The sequence below is a fragment of the Streptomyces noursei genome, assembly GCF_016917755.1.
Taxonomy (GTDB): Bacteria; Actinomycetota; Actinomycetes; order Streptomycetales; family Streptomycetaceae; genus Streptomyces; species Streptomyces yunnanensis.
Genome location: NZ_CP070326.1, coordinates 1735979 through 1754626 on the forward strand (window position 1 = coordinate 1735979; position 18648 = coordinate 1754626).

The window sequence follows — 18648 nt, forward strand, 5'->3', positions numbered from 1 at the left end:
TCTAGGCTGCGCCCATGCGACACTCCATGATCAACGAGCCCGACGGCGGCCCCGGGCCCGTCGTCCTGGACGCCCACGGCGTGCTGGCCGACCCCGAACTGGCCGCGGAATTCGCCGGGTCGACGCACCGGATACTCGCCGACCTGGTCGGCGCCGGCGCGGCGCTCGGCTGGGTCGATCCGCCGTGCCGGGACGAGGTGGCCGAGCTGGTCGAGCGGGTACTGGCCGCCGCCACGTCCGGCGACGGGGCCCTGCGCGCCGCATACGCCGGGCGCACCCTGATCGGCCTGGGCTACTGGCTGCGCCACACCCGCCCGACCAGCCGCCCGCACGCCGATCTGGAGAAGCTCGCGGTGGCCGCCACCGCCCACCGCCGCGGCACCGGCCGGACGCTGACCACCGCCCTGCTCGCCGACGCCCGCGCGGCCGGCATCGAGGTCCTCACCCTGGACGCCCGCGCCGACAACGCGCACGCCCTGCGGCTGTACCGGTCGCTGGGCTTCCGCGAGTACGGGCGTCTCCCCGACTTCGTCGCCATCGGCGAGCGCCGCTGGGACAAGGTCTTCTACATGCTGGACTTCCGCGCGGAACCCTCCGGCGCGACGGCGTCCGACGCGGGCCCGGTGGCCGGGCACGCATAGCCACGACAACGCGAAAGGTCCCTCTCCCGACGGGAAGAGGGACCGGAGCCCGGCGCCCCGCTGTGCACGGTGCGCCGGGCCCGGGACGGGTCACCGCTCAGCGGCGCGTGGCGAAGTGCCGCTCGAAGGAGGCGAAGGCGGTCTCCTGCCGCCACTCGACGGCCGCCTTGGGGCTGGACGCGAGCAGGTGCCGGCAGGCGGGACCGGGGGTTCCGCCGCCGGGGAGCTGACCGCGACAGGCCGCGACCGGGTGGTAGCCGTTCCGCGTCGGGTTGCCCTGCCACAGGCTGCGACCGGGCAGGAAGGAGTACTGCAGGGAGGCGCGGGCCAGGTCCTTCAGCTCGCCGTAGCCGAGGTCGTACGTCGTGGCGGCGTACTGGTACTCGTGGGTGATGTCGATCCGGGAGACACCGGGATCGTCCGTGGCGAGCACGATCGGCACCCCGTACGCCCGGTAGGTCGAGAAGGGGTGTTCGGCGCCCTTCACCCCGAGGATCTGGGCGTTGCTGCTGAACGGGACCTCGACGGCCACCTGGCGGGCGGCCATGGTGCGTGCGAGTCGCTGCCAGTCGTCCTCGTGGACGAGGTCGACGCCGTGGCCGATGCGTTCGGCCTGGGCGACGTTCACCGCCTCGCCGATGTGGAACTTCAGGTCCTCCGGCTTGACCAGCCCCGGCCACAACTCACCGGCGTGCAGGGTGATGTGGGCGCGCGGATAGACCCGGTGGAGATAGCCGAGCATCCGCATCTGGAGAGAGTAGTCGCGCAGGGCGTTCTTCCCGTCCTCGGGCTGGACGAGGTTGACCGCGGTGAACCGTGAGTCCCGCTCGGCCAGCCGCATGCCGACCTCCATCTGCGCGAAGACCCGCTCGGGGCTGCTGCCCCGGGACACCTGGGAGTTCCACCGCACCGTCAGACGGCATCCGGGAGCGGCGTGCGACGTGCCGCAGCGCGAGGTCGCGCGGAACTCGGCGTCCGCGTCGTCCGCTTCCTTGCGGGCGGTGGCGACCAGGCGGTCCAACGTGCCGTCGGCGGCCAGGGACCGGTGCATGGCGGCGAAGTCGTCGACCCAGCCGACCGCGTCGGCGGCCTTCTTGGTCTCCTCGGAGGCGGGGGTGACCAGCGTCTCCAGGTAGAACTGGTTCTGCGCGGCGATGCCGTCGGCGACCTTCGCCAGCAACTTGCCGCGGTGGCGCCAGGTCACCTCGCCGAACTTGCCGAACGTGTCGAAGAAGTGGTCGTGCCCCGACTGGCCCGACGGGAAGTCCTCCATGGACCAGGCGCGCAGCAGCGCGTCATGGAAGGCCCGGTCGGTCCGGGCGTCGGCGGCCGGCCGCTTCCCCGGCCCGCACGGCGCCGTGACCGCCGTCATCGTCTTCTCTTCTATGCACAGCCCGTCCTCGGCGGCGAGCGTGATCAGATACTCGGTCGGTATCGCACCGGAGAGGTGGTTGTGCAGGTCACCGCCCTTCGGCAGCTGCCGGAAGAAGTCGCGCAGCCGTCCCGGGTCCTGGCGGACGGACTCCAGGTACGCGGCGGTACGGGCCTCGGCGGCGCCGAGCGGACGGGCGGAACTCGACTTGGACGTTGGCGAGTTGGGTATCTGCGCGGCGGCGGGCACCGCGGGGAGCAACGACAACATGCTGAGGGTGGCCAGACCGGTCCGGAGAACCCGGCGACGGTTCGTGGCGCGACGATCACGATTCACTGTCGCATCGTCACCGCCTGACACCAACATGGCGAGACGGTTTTCAGCACATTCTCCGAAGGCGGACGATCGCCCCTATGCCCCGTCCGGCGTCTCGCCCGCCTCGCCCCCGCCACGTCCTGGACATCCTGAACCAGGCTTTCTCGGACCGAAGTTGAACGCGGGGGGGGCGGCATGTGGTCGGGCCAGCACGACGACCACCTCGAACAGACCGCACGCGCGAGCGCTGGGCAGATCCGGCGGAAACGCGCCAGGGAGCGCGCCCGGCCGGCCCTTCCTCCAGCGCTGGCCGAAGGTCCGGGGGGTGCCACCGCCGGCCGGGCGCTCCCCGGCGCGGGCCGCTCAGCCCCGCCGGGAAGCGCCGGGGGGCGCGTCCGCCGGCATGGGCGACCACAGTCCGGCGGCCGTGCCGTCGCGCAGGTGCTCCTCGTAGGTGACGACCTTGGTGTGGATGACCGCCAGGCACGCCTGGAGCTCGGCGATCCTGGCCTGCACGTCCCGCTCGTGTTCCCGCAACAGCGCGAGCCGGTCGGGCTCGTTGCCCGGACCGGAGCGGACGAGAGCGGCGAACTCCCGGATCGTGGCGATCGGCATGCCCGAGGCGCGCAGCCGGTTGCAGAGCGCCAGCCAGTCCACGTCCGCCTGGGCATAGATCCGCTGTCCGCCCCCGGACCGGGGGATCTCCCGCAGGAACAGTCCTTCCCGCTCGAAGAACCGCAGCGCGTGCACGCTCATGCCGGTCGCCTCGGAGACCTTGCCTATGGACAGTCCGGTGGTGCGCTCGCTCATCCCCGCACCGTATCTTGACCTAGCGCGCACTCCAGCTTCTAGCGTCGTCCGCATGATCACCGAGCAGCAGAAGATCGGCACCGGATTCGGTGCGCACAGCACGGCCGACGACGTCCTCGTCGGGATCGACCTGACCGGCACCACCGCGCTGGTCACCGGCGGATATTCGGGACTCGGGCTGGCGGCGACGCGCGCCCTGGCCGGCGCCGGGGCCCGCGTCATCGTCCCGGCGCGGCGGACGGCCACCGCCCGGGAGGCCGTACGGGACGTGCCCGGCACGGAAGTGCTCCCGCTCGACCTGGCCGACCTGGAGAGCGTCCGGATCTTCGCCGAGCGCCTCCTCGACGCCGGGCGCACCCTCGACGTCGTCCTCGCCAACGCGGGCATCATGGCCTGCCCGGAGACCCGTGTCGGGCCCGGTTGGGAGGCGCACTTCGCGGTCAACCACCTCGGTCACCACGCGCTCGTCAACCGTCTCCGCCCGGGCCTCGCCCCCGGCGCCCGGGTGGTGGCGGTGGCCTCGTCCGGCCACTTCCTCTCCGACATCCGGTGGGACGACATCCACTTCCGGACCGGTTACGACCGTTGGCTGGCCTACGCCCAGTCCAAGACCGCCAACGCGCTGTTCGCCGTGCACCTCGACCGGCTCGGCGCCGCGAGCGGGCTGCACGCCTTCGCCGTCCACCCCGGCAGCATCCTCACGCCGCTGCAGCGCCACGTCCCGCGCGAGGACTGGGCGGGGCTGGGCTGGGTGGCGGCCGACGGCCGACCGGCGGAGGGCTTCAAGACGCCGGAGCAGGGCGCCGCGACCGCCGTCTGGGCCGCGACCTCGCCCCTCCTCGACGGGCACGGCGGCGCCTACTGCCAGGACTGCGACCTCGCGGAACCGGCCGCCACCGAGGACATGCTCATCGGCGGGGTCAAGCCCTGGGCCAGGGACCCCGGCGCCGCCGCCCGGCTCTGGGACCTCTCGGCGGAGCTCACCGGCACGCACGCGTTCTGACGGCCCCAACGGGCCGCGCCGGTGGCCGAGTTGACGCGAAGCGGCCTGCCCGGAACAGGGTCCGGGCAGGCCGCTTCGGGGTCAGGAGATCAGGCGATCAGGCCGACGGGGCCGGGTAGGTCGGGTACTCCACCCCGGAGACGTACTGGACGACGCGGATGACCTGGCAGGAGTAGCCGAACTCGTTGTCGTACCAGAGGTAGAGGATGGCGTTGTCGCCCTCGACCTTGGTGGCGCCGGCGTCGACGATCGAGGCGTGGCGCGAGCCGATGAAGTCGTTGGAGACCGCGTCGGGGGCGCTGGTGAAGTCGATCTGGCGCTTGAGCGGCGAGGTCAGCGACACGTCGCGCAGGTAGTCGAGGACCTCCTCGCGGCTGGTCTCGCGGGCCAGCTGGAGGTTGAGGATGGCGATCGAGACGTCCGGCACGGGGACGCGGATCGAGCTGCCGGTGATCTTCGCCTTGAGGTCGGGCAGCGCCTTGGCCACGGCGGAGGCGGCACCGGTCTCGGTGATCACCATGTTGAGCGGCGCGGAACGACCACGGCGGTCGGACTTGTGGTAATTGTCCAGCAGGTTCTGGTCGTTGGTGAACGAGTGGACGGTCTCCACGTGGCCGCGCAGCACGCCGTACTCGTCCTCCATCGCCTTCAGCGGCGGGACGATCGCGTTGGTGGTGCAGGAGGCGCAGGACAGGATCTGCTCGTCCGGCTTGATCATGTCGTGGTTGACGCCGTGCACGATGTTGGGGACGTCGCCCTTGCCCGGGGCGGTCAGGACCACCTTGTCGATGCCGGGGCGGAGGTGCTTCGAGAGGCCCTCGCGGTCGCGCCACTTGCCGGTGTTGTCGATCAGGATGGCGTCCTTGACGCCGTACTCCGTGTAGTCGATCTCCGACGGGTCGTTGGCGTAGATCACCTTGATCGGGTTGCCGTTGGCGATGATCGTGCTGTTCGCCTCGTCGACGGTGATCGTGCCCTGGAACTGGCCGTGGATGGAGTCGCGGCGCAGCAGCGAGGCGCGCTTGACGATGTCCTGCTCGCCGCCCTGGCGCACCACGATCGCACGCAGCCGCAGGCCGTTGCCGGAGCCGGTCTTCTCTATGAGGAGGCGGGCGACGAGGCGGCCGATGCGGCCGAAACCGTAGAGGACGACGTCGCGCCCCTGACGGCACTCGATCTTGTTGGCGCCCGTGGCACCGGCGACGGCCTCGGCGGTGAAGTCCGCCACCGACAGACCGCGGTCGTCGGTCCGGTACGTCGCGGCGAGCATGCCGATGTCGATCTGCGACGGCCCGAGGTCGAGGGTGGCGAGCGCCTGGAGGAACGGCAGCGTCTCGGTGACCGAGAGCTCCTCGCCGGCGATCTGTCGGGCGAACCGGTGGGTCTTGAGGATGCTGACCACCGACTTGTTCACCAAGGAGCGGCTGTGGAGCAGGACGGTGACGTCACGCTCCCGGTGCAGCTTCCCGATGATCGGGATCATCGACTCCGCGATCTCCTCGCGGTTCTTCCAGTTGGTGAACGAGTCGTCGTTGACAGTCACAGGCTTATCTCTCGATCGAGCTAGGCGGTGCTCATATGCTAACCCCACGCCGATCCGCCCCTTCAGGGGGTGCCCTCCGGCAGCCACGGAGGCGCGACGATCACTCCAACTCACCTGGGCGGAAGGGACGTTGGGGAATGATCAAGGAGTCGGCGGACGGGCGGCCGGAACGCTCCGCCCGCTCGGGGCGAACCCCTGACCGCCACTCCCTTGACAGCACCCCCGCCCCCGACCGACGATCCAGGGGTGAACCTGTCAGACAGCCAGACAGCTGGTGTCCTGCCTACCGCCCCCGTACCGCGCCGCGTGAGCGCGATGGAGGCCGTCCTGAGTCATCTGCGCGACGCCATCGAACGGGGCGCATACGCCGTCGGGGACAAGCTCCCCTCCGAGGCCGAGCTGTGCCGCCGCCTCGAAGTCAGCCGGCCGGTGCTCCGCGAGGCGCTGCGCGCGCTCCAGACGATGGGGCTCACGGTCTCCCGCACGGGCAAGGGCACCTTCGTCGTCTCGAACGGCGCAGTGCCGGACCCGACCTTCGGCGACTACGCGGCCAGCGACCTGCTGGAGGTCCGCCGGCACGTCGAGGTCCCGGTCGCCGGGTACGCCGCGGTGCGGCGGACGCCGGAGGACCTCGACCACCTGACGCACCTGCTGGAGCGGATGGAGCAGGAGACCGACACCACCGCCTGGGTCGCCATGGACACGCTGTTCCACCTGGCGGTCGCCCAGGCCGCCCGGAACCCGGTCTTCCGACGGGTGATCGAGGAGATCCGGGACGCCCTGGCCCGCCAGTCGGCGTTCCTGAACGACGTCGGCGGACGGCGTGAGCAGGCCAACCGGGAACACCGGGCGATCGTGGAGGCCCTCGTGGACCGGTCCGAGCACGACGCCGTCGAGGCGATGAAGCACCACCTCGCACGGGTCGAGTCGACGCTGTCCACCATCGTGCGGCCGGCGCACCGCCCGGCCACCGACGCCGACGCCGACGCCGACGCCGACGGCAGTGAGGACGGGGAGCGCCGGTGAGCGCGTCACCGATACGAGCAGCGGTTCCGACAGCGGCCATACGGGACGGGGCCGCGTGCGCTCCCCCGCCCGTCCGCACGCCGCGCCATGTGCCCGTCGCCCAGCTCGTCCGCGGTGGCATCGTCGAGGGCGTCCACCACGGTTCGGTGGTGGTGCTGGCGGCGGACGGGACCGTGGCGTACCAACTGGGCGACGCCGAGGCCGCGTTCTACCCCCGCTCGGCGCTCAAGCCGCTCCAGGCGGTCGGCCTGCTGCGGGCCGGGCTGCCGCCGCTGGACGAGGCGGCGCTGGCGCTGGTCGCGGCCAGCCACTCCGGTGACGAGCGCCATCTGGCGACCGCCCGGCGCATCCTGCAGCACGGCGGACTGACCGAGGACGACCTGGGCAACGTCCCCGACCTCCCCTACGGGACCGCAGAGCGGCACGCCTGGCTGGGCCGCGGACTGGGCCCCGGCCGGCTCGCCCAGAACTGCTCCGGCAAGCACGCCGCCATGCTGCTGACCGCGCGCGCCCGGGGCTGGCCGCTGGACGGCTATCTCGACGCCGGGCATCCGCTCCAGCGGGAGCTGGCTGCCACCGTTGCGGAGCTCACCGGCCAGGGCATCGCCCACGTCACCGTCGACGGCTGCGGCGCACCGCTGTTCGCGGTCTCGTTGCTCGGGCTGACCCGGGCCGCGGCCCGGCTGGCGACAGCCGCCCCGGGCACCGACGAGGGCCGGGTCGCGGGCGCCATGCGCACCCACCCGGAGCTGGTCTCCGGCCGCGGGCGCGATGTCGCCCGGCTGGTCGGCGCGCTGCCCGGGCTGCTGGCCAAGGACGGCTTCGAGGGCGTACAGATCGCGGCGCTGCCGGACGGCCGGGCGGTCGGCGTGAAGATCGCCGACGGCGCGGACCGCGCCCGGATGCCGGTGACGGCCGCGGCGCTGGCCCGCTGCGGCATCGACCCCGACGTGCTCGCGCCCTTCGCCACCGCACCCGTGCTGGGCGGCGGCGCGGAGGTCGGCCACCTGCGGGCGGTCGACGCGCCGGCCGACGACCCCGACCGCGACTGCCCCCGGCAGCCCGCCGGGTGACCCACCCCCTCCCCTCCCCCGCCTCGCCCCCTCGCACGAAGGAACCCCCCGTCATGACGTCCGGCCACCGCCGCGAACACGACCTGCTCGGCAACCGTGAGATACCCGCCGACGCCTACTGGGGCGTGCACACCCTGCGCGCCGCGGAGAACTTCCCCATCACCGGCACGTCGATCTCCGGCTATCCGCACCTGATCGACGCACTGGCCGCCGTCAAGGAGGCCGCCGCCCGTGCCAACGCCGACCTCGGGCTGCTCGCCCCGGAGCAGGCCGAGGCCATCGTCGCCGCCTGCCGGGAGATCCGGGACGGCCATCTGCACGACCAGTTCATCGTCGACGTCATCCAGGGCGGCGCCGGCACGTCGACCAACATGAACGCCAACGAGGTGATCGCCAACCGGGCACTGGAGCTGCTGGGCCACAGCAAGGGCGACTACGCCCGGCTGCACCCCAACGAGCACGTCAACCTCGGCCAGTCCACCAACGACGTCTATCCGACGGCCGTCAAGATCGCCACCGTCAGCGCGGTGCGGGAGCTGCTGGCCGCGATGACCGTGCTGCGTGAGGCGTTCGCCGCCAAGGCCGAGGAGTTCCGCGACGTCCTCAAGATGGGGCGCACCCAGCTCCAGGACGCGGTGCCGATGACGCTGGGCCAGGAGTTCTCGGCGTACGCGGTGATGCTGGAGGAGGACCAGAGCCGGCTGGCCGAGGCGGTGACCCTCGTCCACGAGATCAACCTCGGTGCCACCGCCATCGGGACCGGGCTCAACGCGCCCAAGGGCTACGCCGAAGCGGCCCGCCGGCATCTGGCGGAGATCACTGGGCTGCCGCTGGTGACCGCCGCCAACCTCGTGGAGGCCACCCAGGACTGCGGTGCCTTCGTCCATCTGTCCGGCGTCCTCAAGCGGATCGCGGTGAAGCTCTCCAAGAGCTGCAACGATCTACGGCTGCTGTCCTCCGGCCCGCGGGCCGGGCTCGCGGAGATCAACCTGCCGCCGGTGCAGGCCGGTTCGAGCATCATGCCGGGGAAGGTCAACCCGGTGATCCCGGAGGTCGTCAACCAGGTCGCCTTCGAGGTGATCGGCAACGACGTCACCATCACCATGGCCGCGGAGGCCGGGCAGCTTCAGCTGAACGCCTTCGAACCGATCATCCTGCACGCGCTCTCGGAGAGCATCACCCACCTGGGCGCGGCCTGCCGCACCCTCGCCGAGCGCTGTGTCCGCGGCATCACCGCCAACACCGAGACACTGCGGGAGAGCGTGCAGAACTCCATCGGCCTGGTCACCGCCCTCAACCCGCACATCGGGTACACCGCGGCGACCGCGATCGCCAAGGAGGCCCTCGCCAGCGGGCGCGGGGTGGCGGAACTCGTGCTGGAGCGTGGGCTGTTGCCCGCGGACCGGCTCGCCGCGCTGCTCCGCCCCGAGGAGATCGCCGGCGCGGGCGGCGGCCGGACCTGATCCGGCCGCGGCACGGGCGGCCGTGCGCCGCCCCGGTCGCTCCGCCGGGCCCGGTCCGCGTCCGCCGCGGGCCGGGCTCCGGCCATTCCGGAGAGGGAGATGTGGCACGGGGCGGCACCGCGTACCGTCCAGGGCAGGGCGGCCCGCACGGGCCGCGGGACCGGCTACGACAGGAGAGAGCTCCGATGCGGATCGCGCTGTGCCAGATGACCTCGTCGACCGAGCCGAAGGAGAACCTCGCGCTGGTCGCGGACCTGGTGCGCCGGGCCGCCGCCGAGGGCGCGCGGCTGGCGGTGCTGCCCGAGGCGGCGATGGTGCGTTTCGGGGTGCCGCTCGGCGCGGTGGCCGAGCCGCTGGACGGGCCGTGGGCGGAGGGGGTGCGGGCGGTGGCCAAGGAGACCGGGGTGACGGTGGTGGCCGGAATGTTCACCCCGGCACCGGACGGCCGGGTGGCCAATACGCTGCTGGCCACCGGGCCCGGCGTCGAGGAGTCCTACGACAAGATCCACCTCTATGACGCCTTCGGATTCCGCGAGTCGGACACCGTCGCGGCGGGCGAGCGGGTGGTGACGATCGACGTGGACGGCGTCCGGGTGGGCCTGGCGACCTGCTACGACCTGCGGTTCCCTGAGTTGTTCCGGGCCCATGCGGACGCCGGCGCGACGGTGTCCGTGCTGCCCGCGTCGTGGGGCGCGGGGCCGGGCAAGCGGGAGCAGTGGGACCTGCTGGTGCGGGCCCGGGCGCTGGACGCGACGGTGTGGCTGGCGGCGGTGGACCAGGCCGCCCCGGACCAGGACGCCGATCCGGAGGCGCCCACCAAGGCGCCGACCGGGGTGGGGCACAGCGCGCTGATCGGCCCGGACGGCGCGGTGCGGGCGCGGCTGGGCGGTGCGCCCGGGCTGCTGGTGGACGAGGTGGACCCGGCGGAGGCCGAGCGGGTGCGGCGGGCCGTGGCGGTGCTGGACAACCGGCGGCTGTAGGTGGCGTGCGCGGGCCCCGGTCGGAGGGTTCCGGCCGGGGCCCGCGTCGTTCATCCGTCAGAAGCGCCCCAGGGGTTCGGCGGTGGTCGACGGGGTGTCGCGCAGTCCGAGGCGCAGGTGCTCGACGTGGTAGAGGGCCTGGTCGAGGAGTTCCGCGACATGGTGGTCGTAGAGGGCGTAGACGATCGAGCGGCCGTTGCGTTCGCCGGTGACCAGGCCGAGGTTGCGCAGCAGGCGGAGCTGGTGGGAACAGGCGGACTGTTCCATGCCGACCGCGGCGGCGAGGTCGCCGACCGCGCAGGGGCCTTCCTGGAGGCGGGCGAGGATGCGCAGCCGGGAGGGGGTGGACAGGGCCTGGAGCGTGGCGGCGACGTCCGCGGCCCCTACCGCGTCCAGGCGTTCGCGGGTGGTGGCGCTGCTGTTGGCATCAATTCCGTGGCCCATAAAGGCCATCCTAAGGATCCGGAGGCGCGGAATAGATGAATAACTGTACATATATTCCCGTGTGATGGCGCCGCTGCCCGCCCCGCCCGGCCTGTGAACGGCCCCGTGGGCGCACGGACGCCTGGCCGGGGCGGGCGGATCAGGGGCCGGGCGGATCAGTCGCGCGCCGGGGCGGCGGCCGGGGCGGCGGTGCCGTCGGGCGGTGCGGGACGGGCCGCGTGGTCGGCGAGGACGCCGGTGCGGTGACGCTGGACGCACCAGTAGTAGGTGAAGCCGCCGACCGCGACCAGGCCGACGAAGAGCACGGCGCCCCAACGCAGATACCAGTGGTGCGGTGGGGCGGCGTTGTAGACGGCGGCGCGCGGCCAGGCCAGGTTGACGATCATGGCGGCGCCCCAGAGGACGGCGGCGAGGTTGACCGGCAGCCCCCAGCGGCCCAGGCCGAATCGCCCGCCGCCGGCCGGCCGCCATCTGCCGCGCAGCCTGGCCACCAGCATGGGCGCGGTGACCAGCAGATACGCCGCGTAGATCATGATGATGCCGATGCTGGTGACGACCGAGAAGATCTGCGGCTGGCGGATGTTGAGGAGCAGGACCGCCAGCGCGAGCACCCCGATGATCACCGCGGGCAGTACCGGGGTCCGAAAGCGCGGGCTGACCCGGGCGAGCCGGGCGGCGAAGGGGAGGTTGGTGTCCCGGGCCATCGCGAAGGCGAGCCGGATGGCCGCGGTGTGCACGGCCAGCGCACAGACCGTGACGGCGATCAGTACGCACCACAGCATCGCCCTGCCGCCGGTCTCGCCGAGCACGTCCAGGACGACGTACTGGAGCCCGTCGGTGGTCAGCCCCTTGCCGTCGAGGCTGCTGACGCTCATCAGGGCGAGCAGCAGGACCAGCCCGCCCAGCACGAACGAGGCGATCAGTGCACGCAGGATGGCGCGCGGGGCGTTGCGCGAGGGGTCCAACGACTCCTCGCCGAGCGAGGCGGCGGTGTCGAAGCCGTACATGACGTAGGCGGAGGCGAGCGAGGCGGTGAGGAAGGCGCCGACATAGCCGAGGTGCTGGCCGGCTCCGGTGTGGTGGGTCTGGAGGAGCACCTCGGGGCCACGGACGATGTGCACCGCGAACAGCACGACGAGGACGACGGTGGCGATCAGTTCGACGAAGACGCCGGCGGTGTTGATCCGGGCCATCAGCTTCACGCCGAAGGCGTTGACCAGGGTGGTGAAGAGGATCAGCGCGGCGGCCAGCAGCACCGCGTTGGTGGCGGTGTCGTAGGTGCCGGTGCCGTCGCCGACGAACTGGAAGGCGGTGGAGATCTGCGGCAGGGTCAGCTGGTAGGCGAGGGCGACCGCGGCCAGCGAGACGATGGAGGCGACCAGCATCATCCAGCCGGCCAGCCAGCCGATGTGCGGATTGCCGAGCTTCTTGGCCCAGTTGTAGACGGAACCGGCGACCGGATGGCGGGCGGCCAGCTCGGCGAAGCAGAGGGCGACCATCAGCTGGCCGACGAAGACCATCGGCCAGGACCACCAGTAGGCCGGACCGCCGTGGCCGTAGCCGAAGTAGAAGAGCTGGAAGGTGCCGGTGAGGATGGAGATGTAGCTGATGCCGGCGGCGAAGGTGTGGAAGTTGCCCAGGGTGCGCTGGAGTTCGGGGCGGTAGCCGAACTCGGCCAGGCCGGTGTCGTCCTCCGGTGGTGCGTCGTCGGATGCGGTCAAGGCCGTCCTCCTCGGTCGAACCGGTTCCGCGCCGTGGGCGCGGTGTTGCGCCACGCCTGCCGGGGCGGATCCCGGCGGCCGCCTCCCTGAGCGAATCAGCCGCGCCCTGCGGCCAGTTGCGCGGCGACCCAGGCGTGGAACCCCCCGATGTGGTGCTCGCTGGGCACCAGGACGCCGCCGCCGCGGTAGGCACGGGAGTCCATACCCGGCTGGGTGCGCTCGCAGGCGTCGAAGTCCTGGACGTTGACCCGGTGGAAGAGCTCGACGGACTTGGCGACGTCGGCGCCGGAGTCGATCACCTCGGGGAGGTACAGCCAGTCGCACTCGACCAGGGTGCGGTCGACGGCGAGCGGGAACATCCGGTGCAGGATGACGTGGTCGGGGACGAGGTTGATGAAGACCTGCGGGCGGACGGTCACCGCGTAGTACCGGCGGTCCTGGGCGTCGTCGATGCCGGGCAGCCGGCCGAACCCGGCGCTGCCGTCCACCGTGAAGCCCTGCACCTGCTCGGCGAACTCCGCGCCGTGCCCGACGTAGTACTGGGCCGCGAGGCCGTCCGCGAACTCCGGCAGCACCTCGGTGAGTTCGGGGTGGATGGTGGCGCAGTGGTAGCACTCCATGAAGTTCTCGACGATCAGCTTCCAGTTGGCCCGCACGTCGTAGCTGATGCGCCGGCCCAGCGCCAGGGTCTCGGTGCGGTAGCGGTCGATGGCGGCGACGTCGCCCAGCCGCTCGGTGGCCGCGCCCCGCACGGTGTCCTCGAAGGACGGCGGGTCGTCGGCCAGGCAGACCCAGGCGTAGCCGAGCCACTCCCGCAACGGGACGGGCACCAGGCCGCGCTCGGTGCGGTCGACGTCCGGCATCTTCTGGAGGTTGGGGGCGGCCACCAGCCGGCCGTCGAAGTCGTAGGTCCAGGCGTGGTACGGGCACTGGAGGTTGCGGCGGACCTCGCCGGACTCCTCGGTGCACAGCTGGGCGCCGCGGTGCCGGCAGACGTTGAGGAAGGCGCGGAGCGCCCCGGCGCGGTTGCGGGTGATCAGCACGCTCTCCCGGCCGACCCGGACGGTGCGGAAGGCACCTGGCCGGGCGAGGTCGGCGCTGCGGACGGCACAGAACCACAGCCGTTCGAAGATCAGCTCCTGTTCCTGCCGGAAGCCCTCGGGGTCGGTGTAGGAACGGCCGGGGAGAGTCGCGATCAGGCTGGCGGCGGGCTCGGGGACGGTCGGTTGCGCGTCGGCGGACGTGGTCGTCATGGCTGCTCTCCTCAGGCGACCGGGGCGGCGGGCCGGCCGGGGCTCTCCCCGGCGAGGCGGCGGGACGGGGCGAACAGGTCGATGGGGTGCGCGGTGGCGCCGGTGAGCGCGAGGTCGGCGACGATCTCGCCGACGACGGGGACGAACTTGAAGCCGTGGCCGGAGAAGCCGCAGGCGACGGTGACGGTCTCCGGGTGGGCCGGATGGCGGCTGATCACGAAGTGCTCGTCGGGAGTGGTGGAGTACATGCAGGTGGCGGCCTTCAGGAAGCGGCCGGGCAGGGCGGGGATGCGCGGACCGAGCTGATCGGCCATGGCGCGCACCTCGTGGTCGTGGACGGTGCGGTCGATGGTCTCGGGGGTGCAGACGGTGCCCTTGCGGAAGAAAGCGACCTTGGCACCGCCGTCGGGGCCGTCGATGGCCGGGAAGCCGTAGATCTGGACGCCGTGGGCGTCCTCCCAGATGTAGATGGGATGGCGCGCGGGGACGAAGGGAACGGTGCCGCCCTGGGGGGCGAACCAGTACATGAGGTGCCGCTCGATGGTGACCGGGACGCCGAGGTCGGCGAGGAGCCGGGGTGCCCAGGCACCGGGGCAGATCACCAACTGGCCGGCGGTGTAGGCGTTCTCGTGGGTGTGGACGCGGACTCCGGCGCCGCCGGGCAGCTCCTCCCAGCGGGTGACCGGCTCCTCGAAGTGCAGCTCGGCGCCGTCCTGGGTGGCGAGCTGGACGTGGGCGGCGACGGTGTTCTCGGGGCGGACGAGGCCGGCGCGCGCCTCGTGCAGGGCGACCTCGTCGGGCGCGGGGGTGAGGGTCGGGAAGCGGCGGCGGATCTCCTTCGCGTCGAGCATCTCGTGCGGGAGGTCCCACTGCCGGGCGGAGGTCAGGCTGCCGCGCACGGTGCGACTGTCCGGGCGGCCGACCATCACGCCGCCGCAGAGGGTGGCGATCTGCCGGCCGGTGTCGCGCTCCAACTTCTCGTACAGCTCGTAGGCGCGCAGCAGCAGCGGGACGTAGGCGGGGTCCTCGAAGTAGGACTGGCGGGTGATCCGGGAACCGCCATGGCTGGAGCCCCTGTTGTGCACCGGGCCGAACTTCTCCAGGCCCAGGACCCGGGCGCCGCGGGCGGCGAGGTGGTGGGCGGCGGCGCTGCCCATCCCGCCGAGGCCGAGGACGATGACGTCGTAGGTGGGGGCCATGCGGACGCTCCTTCGTCGTGCGGACACGACCTAGCGGCGGATGCGGGTCATCTGCGGGTCGAAGAGCGGCTCCCGGGCGACGGTCGCGGCGACCTTCTCCCCGAAGTACTCGATGTGGACGGCGGTACCGGGGACCGCAGCAGCGGCCGGCAGCCAGGCGTAGGCGATACCGCGGCCGACGGTGTAGCCGTAGGCGGCGGAGGTGACATAGCCGACCGGGGCGCCGTCGAGGAGGACGGGTTCCTTGCCGAGGACGTTGGCGGCCGGGTCGTCGAGGGTCAGACAGGTGAGCTTGCGGGCGACGGTCCCCTCGTCGAGGCCCGCCAGGGCGGCCCGGCCGAGGAAGGCGCCCTTGGCGGGGCGGACGGCGAAGGCGAGTCCGGCCTCGTACGGATTGTGCTCGGTGGTCATGTCGTGGCCCCAGGAGCGGTAGCCCTTCTCCAGGCGGAGGCTGTTGAAGGCACTGCGGCCGGCGGCGATCACACCGAGCTCCCGGCCGGCCTCCCAGAGCGTGTCCCAGAGGCGGAGTCCCAGGTCGGCGGTGGTGTAGAGCTCCCAGCCGAGCTCGCCGACGTAGCTCAGGCGCAGGGCGGTGACCGGGACATGGCCGAGATGGGTCTGCCTGGCCCGGAAGTAGCCGAAGGCCGCGGCCGAGAAGTCGTCGCGGGTCAGCGGCTGGACGAGGTCCCGGGCGAGCGGGCCCCAGACGCCGATGCAGCAGGTCCCTGAGGTGATGTCCCGTACGTGCACGTCGTGGGGCGCGTGCCGCAGGAGCCAGTCGAGGTCGGCGCCGCTGTTGGCGCCGACCTGGAAGCGGTCGGCGGCGAGGCGGGCCACGGTGAGGTCGGAGCGGATGCCGCCGGCCTCGTCGAGCAGCAGCGTGTAGGTCACCGCGCCGGGCTTCTTGTCGAGTTGATTGGTCGTCATGCGCTGGAGGAAGTCCAGCGCGCCGGGCCCGGTGACCTCCAGGCGGCGCAGCGGGGTCATGTCGTAGAGAGCGACCCGCTCGCGGGTGACGGCGGCCTCGGCGGCGGCGATCGGCGACCAGTAGCGGGCCGACCAGGCGTCCCGTTCGGGGAGCCGGATCCCTTCGGCGAGCGGGGCGTTGGCCTCGTACCAGTGCGGGCGCTCCCAGCCGCCGGCCTCCAGGAAGTACGCGCCGAGCTCCTGTTGGCGCGGATAGAAGGGGCTGGTGCGCAAGGGGCGGGGGCGTTCGATGGGTTGGAGGGGGTGAACGACGTCGTAGACCTCGATGAAGCTCTGGGCGCCGCGCTCCTCTATATAGGCGGGCGAGCGCTGGGCGTCCTCGAAGCGGGTGAGGTCGCATTCGTGGATGTCGGTGTCGGGGCGTCCGTCGGTCATCCATTGGGCGACGGCCCTGGCGACGCCGGCGGAATGGGTGACCCAGACCGCCTCGGCGAGCCAGAAGCCGCGCAGGGTGCGGGACTCCCCGAGCACCGGCATCCCGTCGGGGGTGAAGGAGAAGACGCCGTTGAAGCCGTCGGCGATCCGCGACCGGCCGAGGGCGGGCAGCAGCTCGACGCTGTCGCGCCAGCTGGGCGCGAAGTCCTCCTCGGTGAACGGCAGCGAGGACGGCATCACGGGGGCGTCGTCGTAGGCCGGCACGGTGAACGGGTCGACGGGCATGGGGCGGTGGGCGTAGGAACCGATGCCGAGTCGGCCCCCGGTCGCATCGAGGTGCTCGCGGAAGTAGAGGTCGCGGTCCTGGAAGCGGAGGATCGGCCGGACGGCCTCTTCCCCCGGGCCCTCGGCTTCCGTCGAGCGGAGGGGACCCCCGTGCGGGGCGTCGGTGCCGGCGAGTTCGGGCAGCGGCGCGGTGGTGGCGTACTGGTGGGCCAGCGGCAGCAGCGGTACGTCCACCCCGGCCAGGGCGCCGATCACCGGCCCCCAGAAGCCGGCGGCGGAGACGACGTGCTCGGCGGGGAAGACGCCCCGGTCGGTGACGACGCCGGTGACGCGGCCGGCCGCCCGCTCGATGCCGGTGACGGTGTGCCGGGCCAGGAAGCGGGCGCCGCGGCGTTCGGCGCGGGCCATCTGGGCGCGGCAGGCGGGCAGGGCGCGGGCCAGTCCGTCGTCGGGGGTGTGGAAGCCGCCGTGGAGCAGGCTCGCGTCGAGCATCGGCCAGAGCTTCTTGCACTGCTGGGGGTCGAGCAGTTCGCCGCGGACGCCCCAGGAGGCGGCGAGGCCGGCCTTGCGGTGGAGGTCGGCCCATCGGGCCTCGGTGGTGGCGACCTCCAGGCCGCCGACGGGGATGAAGCAGGGCCGTCCGTCCACGTCGAGGGAGCCGAGCTTCCGGACGGTGTAGGCGGCGAACTCGGTCATGGTCTTGGAGGGCCCGGTCTGGAAGACCAGGCCGGGGGCGTGCGAGGTGGAGCCGCCGGCGGCGGGCAGCGGGCCCTGGTCCAGGACGGTGACCCGCCGCCAACCGCGGGCGGTGAGTTCGTCGGCGAGCGCGCAGCCGACGATGCCGGCTCCGATGATGACGACGGGGGCGTCCACGGGGTTGCGCAGCGGGCCGGTCACAGGACCACCACCGAGCGCAGCACCCGGCCGTCCCGCATCTTGCCGAAGGCGGCCTCCACGCCGTCCAGGCCGATGGTCTCGGTGACGAATCCGCCGAGGTCGAGCCGGCCGCTGAGGTAGCGGTCGATCAGGACGGGGAAGTCCCGGCTGGGCAGGCAGTCGCCGTACCAGGAGGACTTCAGCGCGCCGCCGCGCGAGAAGAGGTCGATCAGCGGCAGTTCGATCGCCATGTCGGGTTCGGGCACCCCGACCTGGACGAGGGTGCCGGCGAGGTCCCGCATGTAGAAGCCCTGGCGGTAGGTCTCGGGGCGGCCGACGGCGTCGATGACCACGTCCGCGCCGTGACCGTCCGTCAGTTCCCGGACCGCCTCGACCGGGTCGGTGCGGCGGGAGTTGACGGTGTGGGTGGCGCCGAAGCGGGTCGCGCCGTCCAGTTTGTGCTCGTCGATGTCGACGGCGATGACCCGGCGGGCCCCGGCGATCGAGGCGCCCGCCACGGCGGCACTGCCGACGCCGCCGCAGCCGATGACGGCGACCGTGTCGCCGCTGCCGACCGCCCCGGTGTGGACGGCGGCGCCGTAGCCGGCCATCACCCCGCAGCCGATCAGGCCGGCCGCCTCGGGCCGGGCCGAGGGATCGACCTTGATGGCCTGTCCGGCGGCGACCAGGGTCTTCTCGGCGAACGCGCCGATGCCGAGGGCGGGGCTGAGCGGGGTGCCGTCCAGGAGGGTCATCGGCTGGGCGGCGTTGCGGGAGTCGAAGCAGTACCAGGGCCGGCCGCGCCGGCAGGAGCGGCACTGTCCGCACGGGGCCCGCCAGGCGAGCACCACGAAGTCGCCAGGCGCGAGGTCGGTGACGCCCTCGCCCACGGTTTCGACAATCCCGGCCGCCTCGTGGCCGAGCAGGAAGGGGAACGCGTCGTCGACGGCGCCCTCGCGGTAGTGCAGGTCGGTGTGGCAGACCCCGCACGCCTGGACGTCGACGAGCACTTCTCCCGGGCCGGGATCGGGCACCACAATCATCTGCGGACCGACGGGTGCGCCCTTCTTCGCCGCGACGACGGCATGGACTTGGTGTGGCATGCCTAACCCCTCAGTGTTGCGCACTGCACGACTGGTTGCGCGATGAGAGACATAGTGGGAACGGCGTATCGGCAGCGTCAAGAGGTACGTGCTAGCCGTTCGTCAACGACCGGTTACGCACGCGGACGCACGGCGCGCCGGCCGCGCACGCCCCGCACACGCGAAAGCGGGGCCGGGTC

15 protein-coding genes are annotated in these 18648 nt (G+C 72.5%); 6 read left to right on the forward strand and 9 right to left on the reverse strand.

Going from position 1 to position 18648, the window contains the following annotated elements; genetic code table 11:
* Window positions 1-14 precede the first annotated feature (14 nt).
* Window positions 15-641, forward strand: coding sequence for a GNAT family N-acetyltransferase (locus JNO44_RS07420; protein WP_240167471.1), 627 nt, complete (start codon window positions 15-17; stop codon window positions 639-641).
* A gap of 97 nt (window positions 642-738) precedes the next feature.
* Here the strand turns inward: JNO44_RS07420 and JNO44_RS07425 are convergent, their stop codons facing one another.
* Window positions 739-2283, reverse strand: coding sequence for an adenosine deaminase family protein (locus tag JNO44_RS07425; RefSeq protein WP_235092610.1), 1545 nt, complete (start codon window positions 2281-2283; stop codon window positions 739-741).
* A 408-nt stretch (window positions 2284-2691) separates the two neighbouring features.
* On the reverse strand, window positions 2692-3138 hold the full coding sequence (locus JNO44_RS07430) for a MerR family transcriptional regulator (RefSeq protein ID WP_205362418.1): 447 nt from the start codon (window positions 3136-3138) through the stop codon (window positions 2692-2694).
* A 52-nt stretch (window positions 3139-3190) separates the two neighbouring features.
* Between JNO44_RS07430 and JNO44_RS07435 the strand changes: the two genes are divergently transcribed.
* Entirely contained in the window at window positions 3191-4141 is a 951-nt protein-coding gene (locus JNO44_RS07435; protein WP_205362419.1) for an SDR family NAD(P)-dependent oxidoreductase, read from the forward strand.
* A 97-nt stretch (window positions 4142-4238) separates the two neighbouring features.
* Here the strand turns inward: JNO44_RS07435 and JNO44_RS07440 are convergent, their stop codons facing one another.
* Entirely contained in the window at window positions 4239-5684 is a 1446-nt protein-coding gene (locus JNO44_RS07440) for a glyceraldehyde-3-phosphate dehydrogenase (protein ID WP_205362420.1), read from the reverse strand.
* A 246-nt stretch (window positions 5685-5930) separates the two neighbouring features.
* Here JNO44_RS07440 and JNO44_RS07445 point away from each other — a divergent pair, with 246 nt between their 5' ends.
* From JNO44_RS07445 to JNO44_RS07460, 4 genes are all read left to right on the forward strand, one after another.
* Window positions 5931-6710, forward strand: coding sequence for a FadR/GntR family transcriptional regulator (locus tag JNO44_RS07445; protein WP_240167472.1), 780 nt, complete (start codon window positions 5931-5933; stop codon window positions 6708-6710).
* A 38-nt stretch (window positions 6711-6748) separates the two neighbouring features.
* Entirely contained in the window at window positions 6749-7783 is a 1035-nt protein-coding gene (locus tag JNO44_RS07450) for an asparaginase (RefSeq protein ID WP_205369470.1), read from the forward strand.
* 53 nt (window positions 7784-7836) lie between these two features.
* Window positions 7837-9246, forward strand: a complete 1410-nt coding sequence (gene aspA, locus JNO44_RS07455) for an aspartate ammonia-lyase (protein WP_205362421.1) — start codon at window positions 7837-7839, stop codon at window positions 9244-9246.
* A gap of 185 nt (window positions 9247-9431) precedes the next feature.
* Window positions 9432-10226 (forward strand): carbon-nitrogen hydrolase family protein, encoded by a 795-nt coding sequence (locus JNO44_RS07460; RefSeq protein ID WP_205362422.1) that lies wholly within the window; start codon window positions 9432-9434, stop codon window positions 10224-10226.
* Between the two features lie 57 nt (window positions 10227-10283).
* Here the strand turns inward: JNO44_RS07460 and JNO44_RS07465 are convergent, their stop codons facing one another.
* The 6 genes from JNO44_RS07465 to JNO44_RS07490 form a co-directional block, all read right to left on the reverse strand.
* A complete protein-coding gene (locus JNO44_RS07465; protein WP_205362423.1) occupies window positions 10284-10670 on the reverse strand; it encodes an ArsR/SmtB family transcription factor in 387 nt (128 codons plus the stop codon).
* A 155-nt stretch (window positions 10671-10825) separates the two neighbouring features.
* Complete coding sequence (locus JNO44_RS07470) at window positions 10826-12391, reverse strand: APC family permease (protein ID WP_205362424.1); 1566 nt, start codon at window positions 12389-12391, stop codon at window positions 10826-10828.
* Between the two features lie 95 nt (window positions 12392-12486).
* A complete protein-coding gene (locus JNO44_RS07475) occupies window positions 12487-13644 on the reverse strand; it encodes an aromatic ring-hydroxylating oxygenase subunit alpha (RefSeq protein WP_205362425.1) in 1158 nt (385 codons plus the stop codon).
* 11 nt (window positions 13645-13655) lie between these two features.
* Window positions 13656-14843: an N-methyl-L-tryptophan oxidase gene (gene solA, locus JNO44_RS07480; protein WP_205362426.1), complete on the reverse strand. Its 1188-nt coding sequence runs from the start codon at window positions 14841-14843 to the stop codon at window positions 13656-13658.
* Between the two features lie 30 nt (window positions 14844-14873).
* Window positions 14874-17387 carry a GcvT family protein gene (locus JNO44_RS07485; protein WP_205362428.1) on the reverse strand — a complete coding sequence of 838 codons (2514 nt, stop codon included), beginning with the start codon at window positions 17385-17387 and terminating at the stop codon, window positions 14874-14876.
* The gene (locus JNO44_RS07490; protein ID WP_205362430.1) at window positions 17384-18469 is read right to left on the reverse strand and encodes an S-(hydroxymethyl)mycothiol dehydrogenase; all 1086 of its coding nucleotides are present in this window, start codon (window positions 18467-18469) and stop codon (window positions 17384-17386) included. The genes JNO44_RS07485 and JNO44_RS07490 overlap by 4 nt, the downstream gene beginning before the upstream one ends.
* Window positions 18470-18648: the final 179 nt, after the last annotated feature.

Bases quoted from the DNA above. Each gene is read 5' to 3' on its own strand.
- JNO44_RS07420 (WP_240167471.1), top strand. From the start codon at position 15: ATGCGACACTCCATGATCAACGAGCCCGACGGCGGCCCCGGGCCCGTC.
- JNO44_RS07425 (WP_235092610.1), bottom strand. From the start codon at position 2,283: ATGTTGTCGTTGCTCCCCGCGGTGCCCGCCGCCGCGCAGATACCCAAC.
- JNO44_RS07430 (WP_205362418.1), bottom strand. From the start codon at position 3,138: ATGAGCGAGCGCACCACCGGACTGTCCATAGGCAAGGTCTCCGAGGCG.
- JNO44_RS07435 (WP_205362419.1), top strand. From the start codon at position 3,191: ATGATCACCGAGCAGCAGAAGATCGGCACCGGATTCGGTGCGCACAGC.
- aspA (WP_205362421.1), top strand. From the start codon at position 7,837: ATGACGTCCGGCCACCGCCGCGAACACGACCTGCTCGGCAACCGTGAG.
- JNO44_RS07460 (WP_205362422.1), top strand. From the start codon at position 9,432: ATGCGGATCGCGCTGTGCCAGATGACCTCGTCGACCGAGCCGAAGGAG.
- JNO44_RS07465 (WP_205362423.1), bottom strand. From the start codon at position 10,670: ATGGGCCACGGAATTGATGCCAACAGCAGCGCCACCACCCGCGAACGC.
- JNO44_RS07475 (WP_205362425.1), bottom strand. From the start codon at position 13,644: ATGACGACCACGTCCGCCGACGCGCAACCGACCGTCCCCGAGCCCGCC.
- solA (WP_205362426.1), bottom strand. From the start codon at position 14,843: ATGGCCCCCACCTACGACGTCATCGTCCTCGGCCTCGGCGGGATGGGC.
- JNO44_RS07490 (WP_205362430.1), bottom strand. From the start codon at position 18,469: ATGCCACACCAAGTCCATGCCGTCGTCGCGGCGAAGAAGGGCGCACCC.